This is a genomic window from Thermalbibacter longus, from assembly GCF_023806485.1.
In the GTDB taxonomy this organism is placed as follows: Bacteria; Chloroflexota; Chloroflexia; order Thermomicrobiales; family Thermomicrobiaceae; genus Thermalbibacter; species Thermalbibacter longus.
This window is the reverse complement of sequence record NZ_JAMSLR010000003.1, coordinates 111,943-133,722: the sequence shown is the minus strand read 5'-3', so window position 1 is coordinate 133,722 and position 21,780 is coordinate 111,943. Positions and strand designations below refer to the sequence as shown.

Sequence of the window (21,780 nt, the reverse complement as noted above, 5' to 3'; positions counted from 1 at the left end):
ATGACGATGGCCCACCGGATGATCAGCACAGAACCCGTATTGGCGGACGATCCACTCTGGTACAAGGATGCAATCATCTACGAGCTCCACGTCCGCGCGTTCTTCGACAGTAACGGGGACGGGATCGGCGACTTCCCCGGCCTCACCGCCAAGCTCGACTACCTCGAGGATCTCGGGATCACCGCTGTCTGGCTGCTACCGTTCTACCCATCACCGCTCCGGGACGACGGGTACGACATCGCGGACTACACCAGCGTCCATCCCGCCTACGGCTCCGTCCGCGACGTGCGCCAGTTCATCCGCGAGGCACACCGCCGCGGGATCCGGGTGATCAACGAGCTGGTGCTGAACCACACCTCCGACCAGCATCCCTGGTTCCAACGGGCGCGACGGGCTGCTCCCGGAAGCGTCCATCGCAACTACTACGTCTGGAGCGACACCCCCGACCGTTACCAGCAGGCCCGGATCATCTTCAAGGACTTCGAGACCTCCAACTGGGCCTGGGATCCGATCGCCCAGGCCTACTACTGGCATCGCTTCTACTCGCACCAGCCCGATCTCAACTACGACAACCCCCGGGTCCGCCGCGCTATCTTCCGGGTGGTCGATTTCTGGCTAGAGATGGGCATCGACGGGATGCGGCTGGACGCTGTGCCCTACCTCTACGAGCGCGAGGGCACCAACTGCGAGAACCTGCCGGAGACGCACGCCTTCCTCAAGGAGCTGCGCCGCCACATCGATTCCCGCTTCGCGAACCGCATGCTCCTGGCGGAGGCGAACCAGTGGCCAGAGGACGCCGTGGCCTACTTCGGCGAGGGCGATGAGTGTCACATGGCCTTCCACTTCCCGCTCATGCCCAGGCTCTTCATGGCCATCCGCATGGAGGATCGCTTCCCGATCATCGATATCCTCAGCCAGACGCCACCGATCCCCGACAACGCCCAGTGGGCCCTCTTCCTACGCAACCACGACGAGCTGACGCTCGAGATGGTCACCGACGAAGAGCGAGACTACATGTACCGGGTCTACGCGCGGGATCCGGTGGCCCGCATCAACCTCGGCATTCGGCGCCGCCTGGCACCCCTGCTCGGGAACAACCGTCGCCGGATCGAGCTAATGAACGGACTGCTCTTCTCGTTGCCCGGCACGCCGGTCATCTACTACGGCGACGAGATCGGCATGGGTGACAATATCTATCTGGGTGATCGCAACGGCGTGCGAACCCCGATGCAGTGGAGCAGCGACCGCAACGCCGGCTTCTCCGCGGCCAGCCGCCAGCGCCTCTACCTGCCGGTCATCGTCGAGGCCGAGTACCACTACGAGGCAGTCAACGTCGAGGCGCAGCAGAACAACCCGCACTCGCTCCTCTGGTGGATGAAGCGCCTGATCGCGCTGCGGAAGCAGTACCGCGCCTTCGGGCGAGGCAGCCTAGAGTTCATCACGCCGGAGAACCGCAAAGTCCTCGCCTACGTCAGGAAGTACGAGAACGAGACGATCCTGGTCGTCGCCAACCTCTCGCGCTTCGTCCAGTGCGCGGAGCTGGATCTGAGCGCCTATCGCGGGCTGGTACCGGTCGAGCTCTTCGGGCGCACCGAGTTCCCGGTGATCACCGACCAGCCATACTTCGTGACCCTCGGCCCGCACAGCTTCTACTGGTTCTCGCTCGAGCCGCAGCGGGTCGGGGAAGAGGCCACGACGATCGAGCTGACCGACCTGGCCCTCGTGCCCGCCTTCCGGCGCGACGGCCAGCTCGACCTCGGCCCGGCACGGCGCGCGCTCGAGTCGCTCCTGCCCACCTATCTCCGTGGCCGCCGGTGGTTCGCTGGCAAGGCCCGCCGGATCAAGGCAGCGCGGATCACCGGGCAGGTGCCGGTTCCCTACGGCCAGCGCAGCGCCGTCGTCCTCTTCATCACCGTCGAGTACACCGAGGGCGATCCTGAGACCTATGTCCTCCCGGTCACCTGGGTCAACGGGGAGCTCGCCGGCCAGATCGTCGAGCGACTCCCCCACTATGTCCTGGCACGGACGGACGGCGGCATCGGCGAGGGGCTCCTCGTCGACGCGCTGGCCGACCCGGCCTTCGGCCTGGCGCTCGTGGAGGCGATCGGTCGGCGGCGACGCTTCGCCGACGGCGCCGGAGCCGTGATCGCGCAGCCGACCCGAGCGTTCCGCTGGCTGGTCAACTCGAGTACCCCCTTGCCTGAGCCAGGCTTGAGCCGGGCTGAGCAGAGCAACAACTCGCTCATCTACGGCGACCGGCTGATCCTGAAGCTCTTCCGCCGGGTAGAGCCGGGGCTCAACCCGGACCTGGAGATCGGCCGCTTCCTGACCGAAAAGGCCAGGTTCGAGCATACCCCTCCAGTCGCCGGTAGCCTGGAGTACCAGTCGGGGCAGGGCGAGCCGATGACGCTCGGGATCCTGCAGGGCTACGTCGTGAACGAGGGCGACGCGTGGCAGTACACGCTCGACACGCTCGGTGGCTACATCGAGCGCGTGCTGGCGAGCCAGATCGATCCGCCCGAGGTCTCGCTCGCCACGCCCGACCTGCTCGCCTGCGCTGCCCAGGAGCCACCACCAGAAGCGTACGAGCTGATCGACACCTACATCGAGTCAGCGCACCTGCTGGGCCGGCGCACCGCCGAGCTGCACGCCGCGCTCGCCAGCGAGCGGCAGGATCCGGCCTTTGTCCCGGAATCCTTCACGCCGCACTACCAGCAATCGGTACGCCAGGCGATGCGCAGCTTCGCCGCGCAGACGCTCCAGACGCTGCGCAAGCAGCTCGCCCGCCTGCCGGAACCGGTGCGAGCGGACGCCGAGCGGGTGCTCGCGCGAGAAGCCTCGATCTACGAGACGTACCGTGGCCTCGCGCAGCGCCAGATCCACGCCAAGCGGATCCGCTGCCACGGCGATTACCATCTGGGGCAGGTGCTCTACACCGGCCGGGACTTCGTGATCATCGACTTCGAGGGGGAGCCGGTTCGCCCGCTGAGCGAGCGCCGGCTCAAGCGCTCGCCGGTGCTGGACGTCGCGGGCATGCTCCGCTCCTTCCACTACGCTGCCTATGCCGCTCTCTTCGACCACCTGCAGCGCGGGCTCGTCCAGAACCCCGCCCAGGTGGAGCCGTGGCTCCGGTACTGGTATGCCTGGGTCGCCTCGCGCTTCCTCCAGGGATACCTCGGGGTGATCGGCAGCGCTGGAGTCTTGCCATCCGATCCGGAAGACCTGCGCCTGCTGCTGGACGCGTACCTGCTGGACAAGGCGATCTACGAGATCGGCTACGAGCTGGGCCATCGCCCCGACTGGCTGGCGATCCCGCTACGCGGCGTCCTGGAGCTGTTACCGGAGCCAGAGCAGGTGAGCGCATGAGATCGACAGGTTTTCGAGAGCTTCGCCGGCTCGCGTTCTCGCACGGCATCCAGATTGCCTATCGCGATATCCGGGGGCAGCGCCAGACCGCGCGACCTGAGGCCCTGATGGCCGTCCTCCGAGCGCTCGGCACTCCGATCGAGCGGCCCGACGACGCCCCTGAGCTGCTCCGGGCGCGGGACGTTGAGCAGTGGAGCCGCCGCTGCGAGCCGGTCGTCGTCGCCTGGGACGATGTCCCAGCGGATCTGCCCTTGCGGCTGCCGTCCGAGCTTGACGCTGGACGACTCGCCGCCGTGATCGCGCTCGAAGACGGGTCGAGCCGGGAGCTGCGCGTGGATCTGGGCCAGCTACCGGTGACCGGCTCGGCATCGGTCGACGGCCGTCGCTACGTCCTCCGCTCGCTCCCGCTGCCCGAGGGGCTCCCCCGGGGGTACCACCGGCTGAGCCTCGGGTTCCCCGACGGTGGGCTCGCTACCGCAACGGTTATCGCTGCGCCGCGCCGGGCCTGGCAGCCCAGCGGCGAGCAAGCACGCCTGTGGGGCACCTTCCTGCCACTGTATGCGCTGACCAGTGATCGAAGTTGGAGCGCCGGCAACTTCAGCGACCTCGCCGACCTGCTCGAGTGGACGAAACGCCTGGGAGGACAGTTCACCGGCACGCTGCCGCTCCTGGCTGCCTATCTGGACGAGCCATTCGAGATCAGCCCCTACGCTCCAGTCAGCCGCCTCTTCTGGAACGAGTTCTACCTGGATGTCACCGCGCTCGCGGAGTTCCAGGCCAGCCGTGCCGCTCGAGACCTGGTGAACTCCCGCGACTTCCAGGACGAACTCCGGCGGCTGCGCCGAGACCGCCTCGTCGACTATCGCCACGGGATGCGCTTGCGCCGGCGCGTGCTGGAGCTCCTGGCTCGCCAGTGCTGGGAGACGCCTGGGCCCCGGCGCGAGGAGCTCGAAACCTGGCGTGCCGCCCACCCAGAAGCCGAGCGATACGCTGCTTTCCGGGCCACGGTCGAGCGTTACCGGGCCGGCTGGTCGGCCTGGCCCGAGCCGCTGCGGAGCGGGCAGCGTACCGATGGCGACCCCGATGTCGCGCGCTACCACCTCTACGTGCAGTGGGCGGCCGAGCAGCAGGTGCGGCAGCTCGCGCAGCGCCACGATCAGGGCGGGCAAGGGCTCTATCTCGATCTACCGGTCGGCGTCCACCCGGATGGCTTCGACACCTGGCGTTTCCGCGATCTCTTCATCCAGAGCGTCAGCGCCGGCGCGCCTCCGGATCCCTTCTTCGACGAGGGTCAGGTGTGGGGGTTCCCGCCGCTGCACCCAGAGCGGCAACGAGAGGACGGTTACGGCTATCTCCGGGCTTGCCTCCAGCACCACCTGTGTCACGCCGGCATGCTCAGGATCGACCACGTGATGGGGCTGCACCGGCTGTACCTCATCCCAGCCGGGAGCAGCGGCCGGGACGGCGTCTACATCCGTTACCCGGCCGAGGAGATGTACGCCGTGCTGGCGCTCGAGTCGCACCGCGGCCGCTGCATCGTTGTCGGCGAGGATCTCGGCACGGCTCCAGACGCGGTGCGCCGGGCCATGGCCCGGCACGGGCTGCTCCGCATGTATGTCCTGCCCTTCGAGCTACGGCCCGGCGGCCAGGCCGCTGCCCCGCCACGCAACGCGCTCGCCTGCCTGGACACGCACGACCTGCCCCCGTTCGCCGCGCTCTGGGGATCCTGGCCAGCTCAGGAGCGGCAGCGGTTGCTGGCCTGGCTCCGGCAGCAAGGCTGTCTCACCGCTGTCGAAGGGGACGAAGCGCTCGCCGCGCTCCACGGCTTCCTCGCCTTCCTCGCCGCCAGCCCAGCTCAGGCACTCGTGGTCAACCTCGAAGACCTGTGGTTGGAGACGGAGCCACAGAACCGGCCCGGTACTGGACTGGAGCAGCCGAACTGGCGTCGCAAGGCACGCTACGCGCTCGAAGATGTCACCAACTCCGCCGCCCTGCAAGCCCTGCTGGCACAGATCGATCGGCTGCGACGACAAGGGGGTGAGGCATGACGACGCAGGCAGAACGTGTCCGCTACGACGTCACGCTCCTCACCGACGACGACCTCTACCTGTTCAACGAGGGATCGTGGCTGCGCGCCTATGAGAAGCTCGGCGCCCATCTGGTACAGAGCGGAGATGAGCGCGGTGTCTACTTCGCCGTCTGGGCACCGAATGCCCGGAGCGTCTCGGTGATCGGCGACTTCAACGGCTGGACGCCGGACCGTCATCCCTTGCAGCCACGAGGAAGCTCCGGCATCTGGGAGGGCTTCGTCCCAGGGCTGGACGTGGGGACGCTCTACAAGTATCACATCCGCTCGCACTACCACGGTTACCAGGTTCAGAAGGCAGACCCGTACGGCTTCTTCCACGAGACGCCACCGCGCACCGCGTCGATCGTCTGGGATCTCGACTACCAGTGGGGCGACCAGGAGTGGATGGCTGCCCGGCGCGCGCGTAACGCGTTCGACGCACCGATCAGCATCTACGAAGTGCACCTGGGCTCATGGATGCGGGTGCCGGAGGAGGGCAATCGCTGGCTGACCTACCGGGAGCTGGCTCCCCGGCTCGCCGAGCACGTCACGCGCCTCGGCTTCACCCACGTCGAGTTCCTCCCGGTGATGGAGCATCCCTTCTACGGCTCCTGGGGCTACCAGATCACCGGCTACTTCGCGCCGACCAGCCGCTACGGCACGCCACAGGACTTCATGTACCTGATCGACTACCTCCACCAGCACGGGATCGGGGTCATCCTCGACTGGGTTCCCTCGCACTTCCCGAACGACGAGCATGGCCTCATTTACTTCGACGGCACGCACCTGTACGAGCATGCCGATCCCCGCAAGGGCTTCCACCCGGACTGGCGCAGCGCCATCTTCAACTACGGCCGCAACGAGGTACGCACGTTCCTGCTCTCCAGCGCCCTGTTCTGGCTCGATCGCTACCACGCCGACGGCCTGAGGGTGGACGCGGTGGCCTCGATGCTGTACCTCGACTACTCGCGCGGCCCAGGAGAGTGGATCCCCAACGAGTACGGCGGGCGAGAGAACCTCGAGGCGATCGCCTTCCTTCGGCGGCTGAACGAGGAAGTCTATCGTCACTACCCTGATGTCCACACCATCGCCGAGGAGTCGACCGCATGGCCGATGGTGTCCCGTCCCACCTACGTCGGTGGCCTGGGGTTCGGGATGAAGTGGGACATGGGCTGGATGCACGACACGCTCTTCTACATGTCCCGCGACCCGATCTATCGCAAATACCACCACGGGCAGCTTACGTTTCGCATGATCTACGCCTTCAACGAGAACTTCGTGCTGCCGCTCTCGCACGACGAGGTGGTGCACGGCAAGGGCTCGCTCCTGGCCAAGATGCCGGGCGACGACTGGCAGAAGTTCGCGAACCTGCGCGTGCTCTACGGCTACCAGTACACCCAGCCAGGCAAGAAGCTCCTGTTCATGGGTGCCGAGATCGGCCAGTGGCGGGAGTGGAACCACGAGAGCAGCCTCGACTGGCATCTCCTCGCCTACGAGCCCCACCAGGGCATCGAGCGCTGGCTCGAAGACCTGAACCGCCTGGTGCGGGAAGAGCCGGCGCTGCACGAGCTCGACTTCCACCCCGACGGCTTCCAGTGGATCGATTGCAACGACGCCGAGAACAGCGTGTTGAGTTACCTGCGGCTGGCGAAGACGCCGGGCCAGGAACTCCTCGTCTGCTGCAATTTCACGCCGGTGCCGCGCCAGAACTACCGCGTCGGCGCGCCGCGGGAAGGGTTCTGGCGGGAGATCCTCAACAGCGATGCCGGGGAGTACGGTGGCTCTGGCTGGGGCAACCTGGGTGGCGTCGAGGCGGTGCCGATCCCCTGGCACGGCCGGCCGTACTCGTTGAACCTAACCCTGCCGCCGCTCGCCATCATCGTGCTCAAGCCGGCAGGCTGAACCTTCTCCCGGCTGCGCCGGGCTCGCGACCGGTAGGCGCGGCCAGACGCTGCCAGGGGGACGAAGGGAGCGATCACGATGGTCGACCTCACGCTCGGCGCGGTGTACCTGGGCGAGCGGCGTGCCCGCTTCACCGTGTGGGCCCCGAAGGTCGAGCGGCTCGATCTGCACCTGCTGACGCCGCGCGAGCGGCTCGTCCCGATGGAGCGCGGGGAGCGCGGGTACTGGAGCGTCGTCGCAACGGATGTGGAGCCCGGAACGCGGTACTGGTACCGGCTGGAGGGGGAGCGCGATCTGCCCGACCCCGCGTCACGCTGGCAGCCGCTCGGCGTGCACGGCCCATCGGCGCTGGTCGACCCGACGGGATTTGCCTGGACTGACCGCGAGTGGCGTGGACGACCGCAAGACGCGCTGATCTTCTACGAGCTGCACGTCGGCGCCTTCACCCCGGAAGGGACGTTCGACGCCGTCGTCCCTCACCTGCCCGAGCTGGCTGAACTGGGGATCACGGCGATCGAGCTGATGCCGGTGAGCCAGTTCCCCGGCGAGCGCAACTGGGGCTACGACGCCGTCTATCCGTTCGCCGTCCAGCACTCGTACGGCGGGCCCGACGGCCTGCGCCGGCTGGTCGATGCCTGTCACCGGCAGGGGATCACGGTCTTCCTGGACGTGATCTACAACCACCTCGGCCCGGAGGGCAACTACTTGGGCGAGTACGGCTTCTACTTCACCGAGCGCTACCGCACTCCCTGGGGACCAGCCATCAACTTCGACGGGCCAGCGAGCGACGAGGTGCGCCGCTACGTGATCGAGAACGCGCTGATGTGGCTCCGCGAGTACCACATCGACGGCTTCCGGCTGGACGCCGTGCACGCCATCCTCGACCAGCGGCCGCTCCATATCCTCGAGGAGCTCTCCCAGGCCATCCACCGCGAGGCCGAGCGCCAGGGCCGCTTGATCCACGTCATCGCCGAGAGCGACGCCAATGATCCCCGGCTGATCGCTCACCCTGCCGCTGGCGGCTACGGGCTAGACGGCGTCTGGAGCGACGACTTCCACCACAGCCTGCACTCGCTCCTGACCGGCGAGCGACAGGGCTACTACCAGGACTACGGTTCCCTCGATCACCTGGCCCGGGCGCTTCGCTCCGGCTTCACCTACACCGGTCAGTATTCGCCCCATCGCCGCCGGAGCCACGGCCGGCCAGCCCCGCTGGCTCACCCCCGGCAGTTCGTGGTGTGCGCGCAGAACCACGACCAGGTGGGCAACCGGGCAGCCGGAGAGCGGTTGAGCCAGCTCGTCTCGCTCGCCCAGCTCAAGCTGGCCGCCGCCACCGTCATCCTCTCGCCGTACCTGCCCCTGCTCTTCATGGGCGAGGAGTACGGCGAGACCGCGCCGTTCCAGTACTTCACCAGCCACAGCGATCCAGACCTAGCCCGCGCGGTGCGCGAGGGACGCCGCAGAGAGTTCGCCGCCTTCGCCTGGGGCGACGAGGTGCCCGACCCGCAGGATCCGGCCACGTTCGAGCGCTCGAAGCTCCAGCGCGCGCTCCGTGAGCAGCGCCAGCATGCCGCGCTGCAGGCGTACTACCGGGAGTTGCTCCGCCTGCGGAGAAGCATTCCGGCACTAGCGACGCTGGATCGCGAGGGGATCGACGTGCAGGTTCGCGAGGAACACCGGTCGATCATCGTGCACCGGCAGGCGGGGAACAGCCGGGCATGCCTGATCCTGTGTTTCGCCGCGCAGGCCCAGAGTATCCCGCTCAGCCTAGAACCGGGGGTGTGGAGCGTCCGGCTCGACTCCGAAGCCGAGCGCTGGAACGGCCAGGGCAGCAGGCTCGGTGATCAGCTCGCGGTGAATAGTATGGTAAACTTGGGCGCTCAACCCTGGTCAGCCATCCTCCTGGAGCACGAAGACGACTCGTGAGGAAGAGCCGCTCTGACCTCATCGAGGCCGGACGGCCACGTGAATCGACGAGACGGAGAGACCACCGCTGATTGCCGCGAGACGAGGTTTGGAGTTTGCATGAAGCATATTTGTATCCACGGTCACTTCTACCAGCCACCGCGCGAGAATCCCTGGCTCGAAGTCGTTGAACTCCAGGACTCGGCATACCCCTACCACGACTGGAACGCGCGGATTACGGCGGAGTGCTACGGGCCGAACGCCTGGTCGCGCATCCTCAACAGCGAGGGGCGGATCGTCAAGATCGTCGACAACTACGCCCGGATCAGCTTCAACTTCGGCCCTACGCTCCTTTCCTGGATGGCGGAGCAGGAGCCGGCGGTCTACCAGGCTATCCTGGCGGCTGACCGCGAGAGCCAGGTGCGGTTCGGCGGCCACGGCTCGGCGATGGCGCAGGCATACAACCACATCATCATGCCGCTCGCCAACACGCGGGACAAGCGTACCCAGGTGATCTGGGGCATCCGCGACTTCGAAGCGCGCTTCGGCCGCGCGCCGGTCGGCATGTGGCTGCCTGAGACCGCCGTCGACCTCGAGACGCTCGACATCCTCGCCGAGAACGGGATCGCCTTCACCGTCCTCGCGCCGCACCAGGCGAAGCGGGTAAAGCCGCGCGAGGGCGGCGACTGGCAGGACGTCTCCGATGGCCGGGTGGATCCGACCCGGCCCTACCTGGTCAGACTGCCGTCCGGCCGATCGATCGTGGTCTTCTTCTACAACGGGCCGATCTCGCGGGAGATCGCCTTCGGTGACCTGCTCAACAGCGGCGAGCGCTTCGCCCAGCGCCTGCTCGCGGCGGCCTGGGACGCGAAGGGAGAGCCGCTCGTCCACGTGGCGACCGACGGGGAGACGTATGGCCACCATCACCGCTTCGGGGACATGGCGCTCGCCTTCGCGCTGGAGCAGATCGAGTCCAGCGCCGACGTCGCGCTGACCAACTACGCAGCCTACCTGGCGCAACATCCTCCGGTGTGGGAGGCCGAGATCCAGGAGTTCACGTCCTGGAGCTGCGCCCACGGCGTCGAGCGCTGGCGCAGCAACTGCGGGTGCAATACCGGCATGCACCCCGGATGGACGCAAGAGTGGCGCGCCCCGCTGCGCGAGGCCCTCGACTGGCTGCTCGACACGCTGGCCCCCATCTACGAGCGCATGGGCAGCGAGCTCTTCACCGACCCCTGGGCAGCCAGGGACGACTACATCAGCGTCGTCCTCGACCGCGCTGAGGACAACGTCACCCGCTTCCTGGAGCGCTGGCAGCGCCGCGCGCTCGAGCCGGACGAGCGGGTGACGGCGCTCAAGCTCCTCGAGCTCCAGCGGCACGCCATGCTGATGTACACGAGCTGCGGCTGGTTCTTCGACGAGATCTCCGGCATCGAGACCGTGCAGGTACTCCAGTACGCCGGGCGCGTGATCCAGCTTGCCGATGAACTCTTCGGGGATCGGTTCGAGGAGCAGTTCCTGGCGCTCCTGGAGAGGGCACCGAGCAACATCCCCGAGATCGGCAACGGGCGCGTCGCCTATGAGCGGTTCGTGCTCCCGGCACGCGTCGATCTCCCCAAAGTCGCGGCGCACTACGCGGTCAGCGCTCTCTTCGAGGGATATCCCGAGTCCGTCTCGGTCGCCTGCTATCAAGTGGATCGTCTCGCGCTCGATGTCCAGGAGGCAGGCCGGGCACGCCTGTTGACCGGACAGATCCAGGTGCGATCGCTGATTACCGAGGAATCCGGCGTCTTCAACGTCGCCGCGCTCCACCTCGGCGACCACAACGTGATCAGCGGGGTGCGCGGCGACCACGACGAGCGGGCATACCGGGAGCTGGTGAACGCGCTCACCGAGAGCTTCGCCCGGGCTGATATCCCGGAGACGCTCCGAGCGCTCGACGAGCATTTCCGGCCGGCCACCTACTCGCTCCGGACGCTCTTCCGCGACGAGCAGCGGAAGATCCTGGATCTGATCCTCGCCTCGACGCTGCAAGAGGCTGAGGGGATGTATCGTCACCTGTACGAGGACAGCCAGCCGCTCATGCGCTTCCTCGCCGACCTCGGCGCGCCGATCCCGCCGGCGTTCCAGACAGCGGCCGGCTTCACCGTCAACGCCGATCTGCGCCGGGAGATCGAGTCTCCACAGCCCGACTTCGAGCGGATCGATCGGCTCTTCAGCGAGGCCGAGACCTGGCGCCTGGATCTGGACCAGCACGGGCTCGCCTACGCCCTGCAGCGAGCGCTCGAGCGCGCCGCCGAGCGCTGGCGCCTAAGCCCGGAGGATCGCGAGCTCCTGGGCCTCTTGACCGGCCTGTCATCGGTCGCCCCACGCCTGAAGGAGCCGGTCAACACCTGGCTCGTCCAGAACATCGTCTACGAGGTCTTGCACACGGTCTACCCGGAGATGAGCTGGCGCAGCGAGCGAGGCGACGACGCGGCGCTGGAGTGGATCCAGGCATTCAGGCAGCTCTGCGACGCGCTGTGGATCGCGGTCGAGTGAGGTGCCCGTGCGTGTCCCGACAGCGACCTACCGGCTCCAGCTCGGCCCGGAGATGAGCTTCGACCGGGCATGTGCGATCGTGCCCTATCTCGCCGCGCTCGGCGTCTCCGACCTCTACCTCTCGCCGATCTTCCAGGCCCGCAGCGGGAGCACCCACGGCTACGACGTGACCGATCCGACCCAGATCAGCGCGCACCTCGGCGGGCCCGAAGGGTTCGCCCGCCTGAGCTCGGCGCTCCGCGAGCACGGCTTGGGACTGCTGCTCGATATCGTGCCCAACCACCAGGCAGCCCACGAGGAGAACCCGCGCTGGCGGGCCGTGCTGCAAGCCGGCCGGCACTCGCCGGCTGCTCGTTTCTTCGACATCGACTGGAACCCGCCGTGGCCAGGTCTGGAGGAACAGCTCCTGCTACCGGTGCTTGGTCGGCGCTACGCCGAGGCCCTTCGCGTTGGCGAGTTGCGGCTGCACTGGGACGACGACGGCTTCGCTCTTCACTACTACGACCGACGCTTCCCACTGAACCGGCAGGGCTGGCAAGCGGTGCTGGACGCGGTCATCGAGGAACTGCCGCAACATATCGACGCAGCACTGCACCGTGCCATCGAGCGGATCGCCAGGCAGGTCGAGACGGAGGCTCTCACACTGGACGCGGCCGCCCACCAGCTTCGCGCGCTGCTGGGCGTCTTCCCCGAGCTCGAACAGGGGATCTCCCGAGCGGTCGAGCGCTTCGATCCAGGATCCGGTGAGGAAGCCGCGCAGCGCCTCGACCGGCTCATCGCAATCCAGCACTACCGGCCAGCGTTCTGGCGCAGCGCCATCGGCCAGCTCAACTACCGTCGCTTCTTCGATATCTCCGACCTCGCTGGAGTGCGCGTGGAAGATCCGCTCGTCTTCGACGCCACCCACCGCCTGATCGTTGAGCTGGTTCGCTCCGGACAGGTCACCGGCCTCAGGGTCGACCATATCGACGGGCTCGCGGATCCGGGCGCGTACCTGGAGATGCTCCAGCGACGCGCCTGGCACGCCCCGGACGCCCAGCCAGCCCCTGGCGGGCTATCCGGCTACGTCGTGGTGGAGAAGATCCTGACCGGCGACGAGGCGCTCCCCGAGGAGTGGCCTGTGGCTGGCACGACCGGGTACGAGTTCGCGCGGCAGGTGACGCGGCTTTTCCTCCATCCAGAAGGGAGCGCCCGGCTCTATGCGGCCAACACCGCGCTGTCGGTCGCCTGGAGCGCATGGGCCGAGGTGGAGCGGCGCACCGGGACAACAGAGCTCTCGCCCGGCCAACCACCGGGCAGCGTGACCGTCCGCGCGGTCACCGGGCACCAGACGAGCGAGGTGCCGACCTTTGCGGAAGTCGCCGACCAGGCCCGGCGGCAGGTTCTGCGCGAGCTCTTCGGCGCCGAGCTCGACCTGCTCGCGAGCCGCCTGGCGAGACTGGCCCAGCGGTACCCGGAGGGACGAGACCTGACCGCGGGTGAGCTATGCCGGGCATTGTTCGAGGTCACCGCGACGCTTCCGGTCTACCGCACCTACCGCAGCGAGCGGCCTCTACGGCCGGCTGACCGGGCAAGCATCGAGCACGCGCTGGCGGAGGCCAGGCAACGCTGGCCGGAAGGAGAGCCGGCCCTCGCTTTCCTGGAGACGGTGCTGCTCGCCCGGGAGTGGGCCGGCGAGGAATGGCTCGGCTTCGTCCGCCGCTGGCAACAGCTCACCGGAGCGGCGATGGCGAAGGGGGTCGAAGACACCGCACTCTACCGTGATGCCCGCCTGCTCGCCCTGAACGAGGTCGGAGCAGAGCCGGATGACGGGCCGCTGGCGCCGCAGGATTTCCACCGCTGGTGCGGCTCGCGGCTGGAGCGGTGGCCGCAGAGCTTGAACGCGACCTCGACCCACGACACCAAGCGCAGCGAGGATGCGCGCGCCCGGCTCTGCGTCCTCGCCGATCTACCGGACGCCTGGCAGGCAGCGGTCGGCCGCTGGCGTGACGCTGCCGCGCCCTTCCGCGCGATGGTCGATGGCGAACCGGCTCCGGAACCGGCGATGGAGCTGCTCTGCTACCAGTCGCTCCTGGCTGCCTGGCCGCTCGACCCGGCCGAGCAGGACGGCTTCTCGCCGAGACTCCAAGAGTACCTGGTCAAAGCAGCGCGAGAAGCGAAGCTGCGCACGAGCTGGCTGGATCCGAACGAGCCCTACGAGCGCGCGCTGGCGCGCTTCGTCGAGGCCCTCCTGACCGACCGGCAAGCGGAGCCCTTCTGCCGAGACTTTCACTGCTTCTGGAGGCCGGTCGCCTTCCACGGCGCGCTGACCAGCCTGGCACAGACAGCGATCAAGCTGACCGCGCCAGGTGTGCCCGACCTCTACCAGGGATGCGAGCTGTGGTGCTTCTCGCTCGTCGACCCCGACAACCGCCGGCCGGTCGACTTTGCCCGCCGCGAGGCTGCGCTCCGCCAGTTGCACGCCCGCGGCGACCACCCCGTGCTGGCGAGCGAGCTACTCGAGACCTGGGAAGACGGCCGGATCAAACTCCACCTCACCACCCGGCTGCTCTCCCTGCGGCGAGACGATCCCGAGCTGTTCGGATCCGGGAGCTATCTCCCACTGGCCAGCGAAGGGTCGCGCGCGGAGTCCGTGGTCGCGTTCGTTCGCCAGCGGGGCAAGAGGTGGAGCTTGACCGCGGTGCCGCGCTTCACCGCTCGGCTGGTCGAGTGGGAGGATGGGCTGCCGGCCCGGCGCTACCCGCTCGGGCAACCCATCTGGCAGGACACGGCGCTCGTCTTGCCGAGCGGAGCCCCACGCCGCTGGCAGTGCCGCTTGACCGGAGAACGCGTCGAGGCGACGGGGGAAGAGCCGCCGCGGCTGCCGCTGGCACAGGTCTTCGCGCGCTGGCCCGTCGCGGTGCTGCTTGCGGAGGAGTAGACCGCGCGAGGACGAGCGTCCTCCTTGCCCCGGAACGCACAGCGAGAATGCCTGGAGCAGGGCCTGGCCGGCGGTCGGGGCGAGCAGCCGACCGTTCGCACCTCACCCGCCCAGCGGGCGAGGCAGCCGTGGAGCGCGCGACCCGCAGTCACGCCGGTGGGCCGGTGAGCAACTCGCGCAGCTCGGCCTCGCGCTGCTGCTTCGTGACGACAATCAGCTCGTCGCCTGGCTCGATCACCGTCTGGCCGGTTGGAATGATCAGCTCGCCATGTCGCAGAATGGCGGTGATGATCACCTCGGGCGGTAGCTCGATTTGCCAGATCGGCTGATGGATTACCGGCGAGTCCTGGGAGACCTTGGCCTCGACGATGGCCAGATCGGCGTGGCGCAGCGCCATGAGATGGACGAACGGGCGCTCCGGTATCTGCTGCTCGATGATGCTCAGGATCACGTTGGTCTGGCTGACCGTCACGTCGATGCCGAGCTTGCGGAAGAGTTCCTCGTTCTTCGGGTTATTCACGCGGGCGATCGTCCGGCGGACTCCGAAGCGCTCGCGGGCCATCTGGCAGATGACGAGGTTGTCCTCGTCGTCGCCGGTGACTGCGATCACGACATCGGCCCGCCCGGCACCGGCCGCGGCGAGCGTCGCCACCTCCGCTCCGTCGCCTTGCATCACGATGGCGCCGAACCGGTCGCGGTAGACCTGCACCTTCGCCGGGTTCTTCTCGATGAGGAAGACCTCGTACCCCTCGTTGACCAGCGTCTTCGTGAGGTAGTAGCCGACTTTCCCGCCGCCAACGACGATGATGTACATGACAGCGCTCCCGTCGCGCGTATTGCCGTCGCTTGTCTGCCGCCCGTCAGCCGGAGACGCGAGCCGGGCGATGCTGGCGCACCTGCTCCTCGATCATATCGGCAACCGTTCTGGTCGGGCAGATCACCGTAAGTCCCAACCCGCGGTAGACCTCGGCGCGCTCCGGATCGTAGATCCGCAGGATGACTTTCGGCACCTGGTAGATCGCTTGGGCGATCTGGGCCGCCATGATGTTCGTGTTGTCATCCTCGGTCACGGCCACGAAGACGTCAGCCGATTCGATCCCTGCCGATCGGAGGACGTCTTCATCGATCCCGGTTCCGAGGACGAGCTGGCCGGGAAAGTGGTCAGGCAGGCGACGGAACGCTTCTTGCCGCTGATCGACTATCGAGACGCGGTGTCCCTCGGCCACGAACTCGATCGCCAGTCGACTACCGACTCGACCGCAACCCACGATGAGGATTCTCATGTTCTCGTCTCGCTCTCGCTCGCCACCCGGATGACGACGACATCGCACGGCGCATTATCGAGGATATAGGGGAGCGTCTCACCCTGGGTCAGCACGCCGAGGTGCCATCGGCTCGTGGTCGCCATAATGATGGCATCCGCCGCGCGCTCGATCGCCTCGTCCACGATCGCAGCCGCCGCCACGCGAGCTTGCAGCAACTCGGTCGTGATCCGTTTCCAGCGGCCGCGAGCCACCTTCTGCGCATAGCTCGCAGCGGCTTCCAGGACGCTGGTGCCCTGCTCGATCTGATCCGGCAGCTCGCTGTCGAGGGCGTATCGCTGGGGCACTTCGACGACGTAGACCAGGGTGAGCCAGGTCTCTCCGGAGCTACAGATCGCCGCAGCCAGGTCGATCGCTCGGCGGTCACCGGCCAGTCCACTCACCGGTACGAGAATGCGGCGATACACGCCTGTCCGCTCCTACCTTCCTATCCGGCGGATTGTCCTACCAATCACGGCTCGCTCGAACTCCTCGCGCAAGTATTCACTCCTGCGACGGGGGACGTTATACCCCGAGCGCGAGCCGGCGGATCAGTGGCTCCGGAAGGCCGGCAGCGCGCATGTCCTCCTGTACCTGTTCGACCGCGTACTGTGCGCGGTGGAAGGTCACGACCCCCATCTCAGGGTCGAAGATCGCGTATGCGGCGCGCGGGTCGCCGTCACGGGGCTGGCCGACCGCTCCGGGGTTGATCATGTAGCGGTCGTCGCTGAGCAGAATTCGATCCCCATGACGTGGCGCATAGGGCGGCAAGCCGCGGAGCGCCTCCCGCTCGCGGATCACGAACGGCACGTGCGTGTGGCCGAAGAAACAGATCGAGGTGTCGAAGTAGTTGAAATTCACCGCCGCGAGATGCGCGTTATAGACGTACTCCCACACCGGATTCCGCGGGCTCCCGTGCACGATAGTGGACGCTCCCGAGATCACGCGATTCGGTAGCCCCTCGAGATAGGACAGATGCTCGCGCCCGAGCTGGGCAATCGTCCAGCGCAGCGCGTACTGGGCGATCGGATTGAACCCCTCGAGGGCCGCCCGACCCAGGCAGGCCCAATCATGGTTGCCGACCACACTAACCTCGGTCGCGATATTCTGCACGCGCTCCACACATTCGCGCGGGCGTGGCCCATACCCGACGATATCGCCCAAGCACCAGACATCGTCCACCGTGCCGGCAGCGGCGAGAACCGATTCCAGGGCTACCAGATTCGCGTGAATATCCGCGATGATCAGGATGCGCACAAGTGGTCTCCAAACATGTCATCGAAGTCTAGCGCACCATCGCCAGCGACTCGAGATGGTCGACTGATGCCGTCGCATCGACCCGAAGCGAACCAGCGCTGATGGCGATCCTGTTGCCTGTTACGCGATGCCTCTCGATCATGGCGGGTAGTATAGCCGAGGCAGCGCAGGCACGAGCAGGAAACACGTCCCAACGATCCGGCGGGCGCTTCGGTGCCAGGCTGGCAAATTCTGTCATGGCGAAGCATGATAGGTACGACCGGCACCGGAGAGGACGAGCTCTCGAGGTCGTGGCCACAGTGCCGGCGGAGCACATTGCAGGAAGGGAGGGTGCCGATGGTACAGGACGGGCAGGACTGGAGGTCGATGGGTCTGGTAGCAGGAGGCGCGCTCGGGCTCGGGCTACTCGCGCTGCGCGCCAGGCGTCGCCCGAAGACGCTGCGCCAGCGGCTGGCCGAGGAGATCGATGTGCGTTCGGCACTCGAATCGTTGCGCCAGGCGATGGGTGACGTCCGGGAATACCTGCCGGAAGACGGGCGAGTGGTGCGGCAGGTCATGGAGCACCGGCTCAAGCCGCTGGCCGCCGTCACGAGGCGAGAGCTGCCCAAGCGTACCCGCCGCGCCATCAAGCAGCTCGAAGCCGAGCGCGAGCACCTGGCCAAGGTGCTCGAGCGCGAGGTGGCACCATCGACCCAGCGGCTGGCGCAGGAAGCGCTGCGCGAGGCCGAGGAGCTCTTGAGCACGGCACGACAGCGCGCCGAGGCGGTAACGGGTCGCATGCGCGAAGAGCTGCCGGCCCGTGCCCGCGAGGGAGCCGGCACCGTGCTCGGTGTGGTCGGCCAGGTGGCCCCCAGCCGCGCTCGCCGGCGCCGCGGCCGGCTGCGCGCAGGCACGCAAGCCGCGCGCGAAGCGCCCGGCCGGCTTCTCGCGCGGATCGGCGCGGCAGTGCAGGAGACCGCGGCGATCGGGTTCTGGGCCGGCGCGGCTGGCGCGCTCGTCTACTTCGGCCTGCTGAACGATGAGCAGCGGGCACGCGTTCGGCAGGCGATCAGCACAGCCTGGGTACAGATCCAGGATCTGTGGGCCGACTTCCAGAGCGAGGACACGGCCTTCACCGATCTCTCGCGCTGAGGCCCAGCGCCCGCCTGCTCTGGGCGGAGCAGCGGTCAGCGTGGGGAGCATGTCGAGGCACGCGACCTGCCGTAGGGGCGACCGGCCGGTCGCCCCTCCTGTCCTAGAGGGGGCGAACGATCGTTCGCCCCTCCTCGATGCAACCCGATGATGACCGTAACCCCAGCTAGTCCGCGCTACATGCTCGCTAGGACGGAGAGTCACGACTGGCTCAGGAAGCGCTCTTCACCGCCTCGGCGAAGACATCGAGGAACTCTTCGGCCTGGCGCTGGCTGATGATCAGCGGCGGGATCACCCGGATGACCTGGTCATGCTCGCCTGCCGTGATCAGCAGCGTCCGCAACTCCTGGGCACGCTGGATCACCCGCTTGACCGCGTCAGGGTTGGGCGAGCGGTCGGGCTTGACGAACTCGACCCCGATCATCAGCCCCAACCCGCGCACCTCGCCGATCACCGGGAACTCGTCCTGCAGCTCTCGGAGCTGGGCCATCAGGAAATTGCCGACCCGCTCGGCGTTCTCCGGCAGCCGCTCCTCGCGCATCACCTCGAAGGTCGCCACGCCCGCGGCGCAGGCGACGGCGTTGCCGCCGTACGTGCCGCCGTGCGCACCGGGCGCCCACTTGTCCATCAACTCGCGGTTGGCGACGACCGCCGAGAGCGGCAGGCCGGAGGCGATCCCCTTCGCCACGGTGACGATGTCGGGCACGATCTCGAAGTGCTCGAACGCCCACATCCGGCCGGTGCGGCCCACCCCAGTCTGGATCTCGTCGGCGATCAGCAGGATCCCGTACTGGTCGCACAGCCGGCGCAGATTCTGGAGGAAGCGCTTGGGCGGCAGGATGTAGCCCCCCTCGCCGAGCATCGGCTCCACGATGATGGCTGCCACGTCGTCCGGCATCACCATCGTCTCGAAGAGGCGCTCCAGCTCGGCCAGGCAGACGAGGTCGACCTCGTCCGGCGGCACCCCGTAGGGGTTGCGGAACGGGTAGGGGTAGGGGGCGTAGTAGATCGAGGGCACCAGCGGCTCGTAGTGGCCACGCACCTTCACCCGCGAGCTGGTGAGCGCCATGGCCAGGTGCGTGCGCCCGTGGAACGCGCCCCGGAAGGCGATGATCGCCGGGCGGCCGGTGGCGGCCTTAGCCAGCTTGACGGCCCCTTCGACCGCCTCGGCGCCCGAGTTGCTGAAGAAGACCTGGTTCAGCTTCGGCGGCATCGTCGCCGTGATCGCCTGGGCCAGCCGCATCATCGGCTCGTGCGCCAGGATGTTAGCCTGGGCGTGGATGATCTTGCCGGCCTGCTCGCGGATGGCGGCGACGACCTTGGGATGACAGTGCCCGGTGTTGACCACCGCGATCCCGGATGTGAAATCCGCCCACCGCTCGCCGTGGATGTCCCAGAGGTACAGCCCCTCTGCACGGTCGACCACGACCGGCGAGTAGCGAGTGAGGACGCGCGGGATGATCTCCTGGGGGTTCAACTCCGTTGCCGCCATCGCACCTCTCCTTCCTGACCCTGTCGATCTGGCATCCGCGGATGCTGCTAGAGCTCGTGCAAGAGCGCGATCAGCAGAGCGGTCCGCTCGATCAGCCCGCTGACCCGAATGTGCTCGTGCTCAGCGTGGCCGCCGTCCCCGGGACAGCCCAGCCCATCGATCGTCGGCACACCCAGCGCGGCTGTGAAGTTCCCGTCGCTGGCACCACCGGTCGCGGCCTCAGTCAACTCCAGGCCGATCTGCCGGCCAATCTCGCGAGCGCGCTCGAAGGCGGCGACGATGCTCGGGGTGCGCTCCATCGGCGGCCGGTTGAGCCCGCCCTCGACAGTGACCTCCGCCCCAGGGAGCCAGGGCCGGCTCCCGAGGATCGCCGCGACGGCTCGCTCGGCCTCCGCCATGGTCGATACACGCAGGTCGACCCGTGCCCACGCCTCCTCCGCGACGACATTGGGGCGTGTCCCACCGCCGACCACGCCCACGTTGACCGTCGTGCCCAGGCTGAAGTCGGTGAGGCTATGCAGGTAGTGGATCTGATTGGCGAGCTCCTGGATCGCGCTGATCCCCTTCTCCGGATCAGCCCCGGCATGGGCCGCCCGCCCTCGAATGCGCACCGTGAAGATGCCGACCCCCTTGCGCGAGGTCTTCAGCGCGCCCATCGGGGGAACCGGCGGCTCCAGGCAGAGCACGTAGCCGCTCTGCCGCGCCAGCTCCTCGATCAACGGCCGGGAGACCGGGCTACCGACCTCCTCCTCCGTATTGATCAGCCAGCGGATCGCTCGGTGTTCGAGACCCTGCTCCTCGAGCCAGCGTACCGCTTCCAGCATCATGGCCACGCTGGCTTTCATATCGAAGACACCGGGGCCACGGGCCACGTCGTCTTCGACCACGAACGGCCGACGCTCGATCGTGCCGAGCGGCCAGACCGTATCGATATGGGTCATGACCAGCAGTGGCTCGGCATCTCGCCCGCGGGCGGGCCAGGAGGCGACCGTGAGATCGCCGTACTCTGCCTGGGGGTAGACGTCCACCTCGGCGCCGAGCTCGCGGCAGCGTTCCTGCAGGAGGCGAGCCAGCCGGTCAACGGCCGCTTTGTCGGTGCTGGGCGACTCGAGGGTAACGATCTCTCGCAGGATCTCGAGCAGCGCCTCGCGCCGGCGCGCCATCTCACCGATCAGGCTCATGCGGCTCTTCCTCTTCTTCCTCCGCGGGCAAATCGAAGCGCTGCGTCGCCGGCCGGTATCGCCAGGCCTCGGGGTCGAGCCGGCCGGTGCCAGTGTTGCGCGACCACTCCGAATAGCCGGCCGGCCGCGGCTGGCTGAAGTGACGGAGGTTCGCCTCGAGGTCGATGTAGCGGTCGGCAGCCTCCATCAACTCGACCGACGTGTTGCGCGGTGTCGAGGCGACCTCGACGCGCAGGCCCAGACGTTGAGCGCTCTCGACCAGGTACGTGAAGTCGCCGTCCCCGCTGACCAGCACGGCCACGTCGAAGTGCGGCGCCTGCGTCAAGAGATCGACCGCCAGCTCGAGATCCAGATCGCCCTTGAGCGAGCCATCGGGCAGACGCTTGAGCGATTTGGTCACGACCCGAAACCCGTTACGCCGCAGCCAGGTCAGGAACGGCACCGCGGTGCTGTCGTCTCCAGAGAGCGCCACATACGCGTACGCGCAGTAGAGACGACGTCCGGCTACCAGGAATTCGAGCAGCTTGGTGTAGTCGATCCGCACGCCTAGGTCGCGCGCAGTGAAGTAGAGGTTGGACATGTCGAAGAAGACGGCGACGCGATCGAGCTTTTCAGGCTGAATCATCTGTAACCCTGACTTCCTCCAGATATGGTCATCTGGCTCTTCTGTTGTGTGCCACCACTGGGCACCCACGCTCACCCCCTTCGCCTCCCCT

The 21,780-nt window shown here is 67.5% G+C and carries 14 protein-coding genes; 7 read left to right on the top strand and 7 right to left on the bottom strand.

Annotated elements, in window-relative coordinates; all coding sequences use genetic code 11:
* The 6 genes from treS (at window position 1) to NET02_RS05525 (ending at window position 14,702) form a co-directional block, all read left to right on the top strand.
* Window positions 1–3,366, top strand: a complete 3,366-nt coding sequence (gene treS / locus NET02_RS05550; RefSeq protein WP_284056389.1) for a maltose alpha-D-glucosyltransferase — start codon at window positions 1–3, stop codon at window positions 3,364–3,366.
* A complete protein-coding gene (malQ, locus tag NET02_RS05545; protein ID WP_284056388.1) occupies window positions 3,363–5,414 on the top strand; it encodes a 4-alpha-glucanotransferase in 2,052 nt (683 codons plus the stop codon). The genes treS and malQ overlap by 4 nt, the downstream gene beginning before the upstream one ends.
* Entirely contained in the window at window positions 5,411–7,336 is a 1,926-nt protein-coding gene (glgB, locus tag NET02_RS05540) for a 1,4-alpha-glucan branching protein GlgB (protein ID WP_284056387.1), read from the top strand. The genes malQ and glgB overlap by 4 nt, the downstream gene beginning before the upstream one ends.
* Window positions 7,337–7,414: 78 nt before the next feature.
* The gene (treZ, locus tag NET02_RS05535) at window positions 7,415–9,262 is read left to right on the top strand and encodes a malto-oligosyltrehalose trehalohydrolase (protein ID WP_284056386.1); all 1,848 of its coding nucleotides are present in this window, start codon (window positions 7,415–7,417) and stop codon (window positions 9,260–9,262) included.
* Window positions 9,263–9,361: 99 nt separating this feature from the next.
* Window positions 9,362–11,782 (top strand): DUF3536 domain-containing protein, encoded by a 2,421-nt coding sequence (locus NET02_RS05530; RefSeq protein ID WP_284056385.1) that lies wholly within the window; start codon window positions 9,362–9,364, stop codon window positions 11,780–11,782.
* A 7-nt stretch (window positions 11,783–11,789) separates the two neighbouring features.
* Entirely contained in the window at window positions 11,790–14,702 is a 2,913-nt protein-coding gene (locus NET02_RS05525) for a malto-oligosyltrehalose synthase (RefSeq protein ID WP_284056384.1), read from the top strand.
* Between the two features lie 148 nt (window positions 14,703–14,850).
* On the opposite strand, the gene NET02_RS05520 is transcribed toward NET02_RS05525, so the two are convergent.
* From NET02_RS05520 to NET02_RS05505, 4 genes are all read right to left on the bottom strand, one after another.
* A complete protein-coding gene (locus tag NET02_RS05520) occupies window positions 14,851–15,516 on the bottom strand; it encodes a potassium channel family protein (RefSeq protein WP_284056383.1) in 666 nt (221 codons plus the stop codon).
* Between the two features lie 46 nt (window positions 15,517–15,562).
* On the bottom strand, window positions 15,563–15,985 hold the full coding sequence (locus NET02_RS05515; protein WP_284056382.1) for a potassium channel family protein: 423 nt from the start codon (window positions 15,983–15,985) through the stop codon (window positions 15,563–15,565).
* Complete coding sequence (locus NET02_RS05510; protein ID WP_284056381.1) at window positions 15,982–16,431, bottom strand: universal stress protein; 450 nt, start codon at window positions 16,429–16,431, stop codon at window positions 15,982–15,984. The genes NET02_RS05515 and NET02_RS05510 overlap by 4 nt, the downstream gene beginning before the upstream one ends.
* Window positions 16,432–16,528: 97 nt before the next feature.
* Window positions 16,529–17,260: a metallophosphoesterase family protein gene (locus tag NET02_RS05505; RefSeq protein WP_284056380.1), complete on the bottom strand. Its 732-nt coding sequence runs from the start codon at window positions 17,258–17,260 to the stop codon at window positions 16,529–16,531.
* Between the two features lie 336 nt (window positions 17,261–17,596).
* Here NET02_RS05505 and NET02_RS05500 point away from each other — a divergent pair, with 336 nt between their 5' ends.
* Complete coding sequence (locus NET02_RS05500) at window positions 17,597–18,391, top strand: hypothetical protein (RefSeq protein WP_284056379.1); 795 nt, start codon at window positions 17,597–17,599, stop codon at window positions 18,389–18,391.
* A gap of 211 nt (window positions 18,392–18,602) precedes the next feature.
* Here NET02_RS05500 and NET02_RS05495 read toward each other — a convergent pair whose 3' ends face one another.
* Genes NET02_RS05495 through NET02_RS05485 form a run of 3 tightly spaced genes read right to left on the bottom strand, consistent with a single transcriptional unit; the run spans window position 18,603 to window position 21,764 of the window.
* Window positions 18,603–19,883, bottom strand: coding sequence for an aspartate aminotransferase family protein (locus tag NET02_RS05495; protein WP_284056378.1), 1,281 nt, complete (start codon window positions 19,881–19,883; stop codon window positions 18,603–18,605).
* Between the two features lie 47 nt (window positions 19,884–19,930).
* On the bottom strand, window positions 19,931–21,064 hold the full coding sequence (locus tag NET02_RS05490) for a M20 family metallopeptidase (protein ID WP_284056377.1): 1,134 nt from the start codon (window positions 21,062–21,064) through the stop codon (window positions 19,931–19,933).
* Complete coding sequence (locus NET02_RS05485) at window positions 21,048–21,764, bottom strand: LabA-like NYN domain-containing protein (protein ID WP_284056376.1); 717 nt, start codon at window positions 21,762–21,764, stop codon at window positions 21,048–21,050. The genes NET02_RS05490 and NET02_RS05485 overlap by 17 nt, the downstream gene beginning before the upstream one ends.
* Window positions 21,765–21,780 lie beyond the last annotated feature (16 nt).